At 33.8% G+C, this 2,669-nt stretch carries 5 protein-coding genes and 1 pseudogene; all 6 read left to right on the plus strand.

Going from position 1 to position 2,669, the window contains the following annotated elements; all coding sequences use genetic code 11:
* Window positions 1-607: pseudogene (locus N8M66_RS09220) on the plus strand (hypothetical protein); the annotation flags it as partial.
* Complete coding sequence (locus tag N8M66_RS09225) at window positions 604-1,032, plus strand: hypothetical protein (protein WP_261047204.1); 429 nt, start codon at window positions 604-606, stop codon at window positions 1,030-1,032. The pseudogene N8M66_RS09220 and the gene N8M66_RS09225, both read left to right, overlap by 4 nt.
* Window positions 1,025-1,438 carry a hypothetical protein gene (locus tag N8M66_RS09230; protein WP_261047206.1) on the plus strand — a complete coding sequence of 138 codons (414 nt, stop codon included), beginning with the start codon at window positions 1,025-1,027 and terminating at the stop codon, window positions 1,436-1,438. The genes N8M66_RS09225 and N8M66_RS09230 overlap by 8 nt, the downstream gene beginning before the upstream one ends.
* Window positions 1,435-1,860 carry a hypothetical protein gene (locus tag N8M66_RS09235; protein ID WP_261047208.1) on the plus strand — a complete coding sequence of 142 codons (426 nt, stop codon included), beginning with the start codon at window positions 1,435-1,437 and terminating at the stop codon, window positions 1,858-1,860. The genes N8M66_RS09230 and N8M66_RS09235 overlap by 4 nt, the downstream gene beginning before the upstream one ends.
* Window positions 1,853-2,260 (plus strand): hypothetical protein, encoded by a 408-nt coding sequence (locus tag N8M66_RS09240; protein ID WP_261047210.1) that lies wholly within the window; start codon window positions 1,853-1,855, stop codon window positions 2,258-2,260. The genes N8M66_RS09235 and N8M66_RS09240 overlap by 8 nt, the downstream gene beginning before the upstream one ends.
* Window positions 2,261-2,416: 156 nt before the next feature.
* Window positions 2,417-2,669: DUF4176 domain-containing protein (locus tag N8M66_RS09245; protein ID WP_261047212.1), on the plus strand; the 253-nt coding region annotated here is incomplete at its 3' end.

Below are 2,669 nucleotides of genomic sequence, written 5' to 3' on the forward strand. Positions count from 1 at the left end.
GGTGTTCGTCGGGATTGCGAAACTAAACAAGCTAGCCAAGGCAGCGAATATAGTGGACAAGGTAAGTGATACAGCGAAGGTCGCCAACAAGCTGGATGATGTAGGGAGAGTTGTAGGGAAAACGAATGATGTACATGTTGCGCAAGAAGTCCTACAAACAACAAATAGATTTAATGAGAGTTCTATTGTGGACTATGCAGGAAAGATGAAAAAGAAATATACAAAGACAGACATTGAAAAATTAACTGAACTGACGACACACAATGCGGATTCTCCAACTGCTTTATTAGGATATTTTGAGGGTGACAGTGTCTATTCATATGAACAGATTGCCCATGCGAATGGTTTTACTTACTTTGATGCGGGACATGATGGTTGGAATGCGATAGCTAAAGTAGATCCGACTTTGGCTACAGCAGTTAATAAAGAGTTTTTATTGAAGCAGATACAGGAAGGAAAGGATTTTGTATTGACTTCAAATCCGTATAAAGCTAAGCAATTAGCAGAGATAGGTAAAGGAGTATCTTTCGCTAATGAATTGGATATTCTGGAAATTAATGGTTATAAAATAGAATCATACGGACAATTTTGGAGGGCTTATAAATGACAGAAAACTATTTACCAATAAAAGAGAGCTTGGGATATAAAAACATTAAAATAGCATTATGGAACGTGTTTAAGATGGATTTAGATAATCTTCAAATTGAGGAAGGATTGGATTATGAAAACTTTGTCTTCCCATTGTATTATAACGGTTATAAAGCAACAATTATCTTATCTGGCACTGGCAAGCATATACAATTTGAATATGGTGAGGGAGGTCGTTTAACAATTTCATTACCTAATCCCAAATATCCTAAGGAGTCTTTTTTGGAAAGTATATTCTTTCATAATTTAATATCAGATAAACACTTAAGCGAGCATGTCGAGTATGCTTTTGGGAAAGATGAACAATCCCTTGAGAGAGCTCTAAAAATTTTAAAAGATTTTCTGGATTCAGATGAAGCAAAGGTTCTTTTGAAACATGAGTGAAATCAATTTACCAGTAAAAGAAAGTTTAGGATATCAAAATGTTAAAACAGCTTTATGGAATGTGTTTTCAGCTAATCTAGATATGATTGCTATTGATGAAAAATTATTTGAAAGCTTTGGTTTTCCGTTTTACTATAATAACTATGAGATGACGATGGTTATTTCTGATACTGAAAAAAATGTCCAGTTTCAAGCTGGAGAAGGTGGCTTTTTTGATGTTTGGTTTACTGATCCAAATGATACTTTTTTTGGAACCACTTTTCTTTATGAATTGATAGCAGATAAAGAAGTAAGAGAAAAAGTGCGTAGAGTATTTGGTAAAGATGAAAAAGCTATTGAATATGCCATGCAAGTTTTAAAAGATTTTCTGGATTCAGATGAAGCAAAGGTGCTATTGAAAAAATGACAGAAACCTATTTACCAATTAAGGAAAGCTTGGGTTATAAAAATGTCAAAAAGGCATTGTGGCATGTTTTCTCAGTTAACCTAGATGATATTCAAATTCGTGAAGGTGAAGATGAGAACTTTGCTTTTGATTTAATTTATCATTCTATGCCTGTTAATATTGTTATTGCTGCAACTGGTAAAAAACAACAATTTGAGATAGGAGAAGGAGGGCTTGTGCAAATATTCTTACCTGATCTTGACTATCCTGAAAATTCTTTTTTGAAGAAGAAGTCATTTGAATGGATTGTTAAAGACAGAGGCAGCCAAGAGAAAATCAGATATATCTTTGGAAAAAGAAAAAGTGAGATTATATTTGCATTTAAGCTATTAAAAGAATTTTTAGATTCGGACGAGGCAAAGGTCCTTTTGAAGCATGAGTGAAACCTATTTACCAGTAAAAGAGAGTTTAGGCTATCGAAATGTCAAAACAGCCTTATGGAATGTGTTTGAAATCAATTTAGATAATATCCCAATCAGGGAAGGAGAAAAATATGAAAATTTTGGATTCTCATTGCATTATAATGGTTATGAGGTAACAATGATATTATCTGGAACAGGCAAACATAAACAATTTGAGTTTGGAGAAGGAGGAGAGTTAGGGATTATGATTCCAAATCACCAAAATACATTGTTTGGTGCCAGTTTTTTGGATGAATTAATATCTGATGAAGAAATTAAAGAGAGAATAGAAAATATATTCGGGCGAGATGAAAAATCAGTTGAATATGCCATGCAAGTTTTAAAGGAATTTTTGGATTCGAATGAAGCAAAGGTTCTTTAAGCTAGAATAATTCGAAGTAATGAAAACATGCAGTTCAAATTTCTATAATACTTAATTAAGGTAGGGATTTGAACTGTTTTATTATAAATAGACAGTGACTAACTTTACCTCTTTGATCATGACTTAAAAGAATTAAATTTCTCATAAGATCTGGATTTGTATGCGCTGTTAGTAGGCCGTCGTGTCCAGCTGGATGATCAGACCTATATTGATTACGTTGGTCACATCTATCCATATGGTATGCGGTTAGACACGCTGCCACTTTACATTAGTCAACTTTTTATCAAGCGAGTGATCGCAGAAGGGTACAGTGACGCTAAGGACAGTCATTTTATAGACCGAGATTTGAGGGAAGCCTATTTCAAAGCTTCGATTTATTCCAGTATTTATAAGGAGACCACAGATGAAG

This window comes from Streptococcus mitis (assembly GCF_946188585.1).
Lineage (GTDB): Bacteria > Bacillota > Bacilli > Lactobacillales > Streptococcaceae > Streptococcus > Streptococcus mitis_DG.

Excerpts from the sequence above, each read along its gene's own strand:
- N8M66_RS09225 (WP_261047204.1), top strand. The coding sequence starts at position 604 with ATGACAGAAAACTATTTACCAATAAAAGAGAGCTTGGGATATAAAAAC.
- N8M66_RS09230 (WP_261047206.1), top strand. The coding sequence starts at position 1,025 with ATGAGTGAAATCAATTTACCAGTAAAAGAAAGTTTAGGATATCAAAAT.
- N8M66_RS09235 (WP_261047208.1), top strand. The coding sequence starts at position 1,435 with ATGACAGAAACCTATTTACCAATTAAGGAAAGCTTGGGTTATAAAAAT.
- N8M66_RS09240 (WP_261047210.1), top strand. The coding sequence starts at position 1,853 with ATGAGTGAAACCTATTTACCAGTAAAAGAGAGTTTAGGCTATCGAAAT.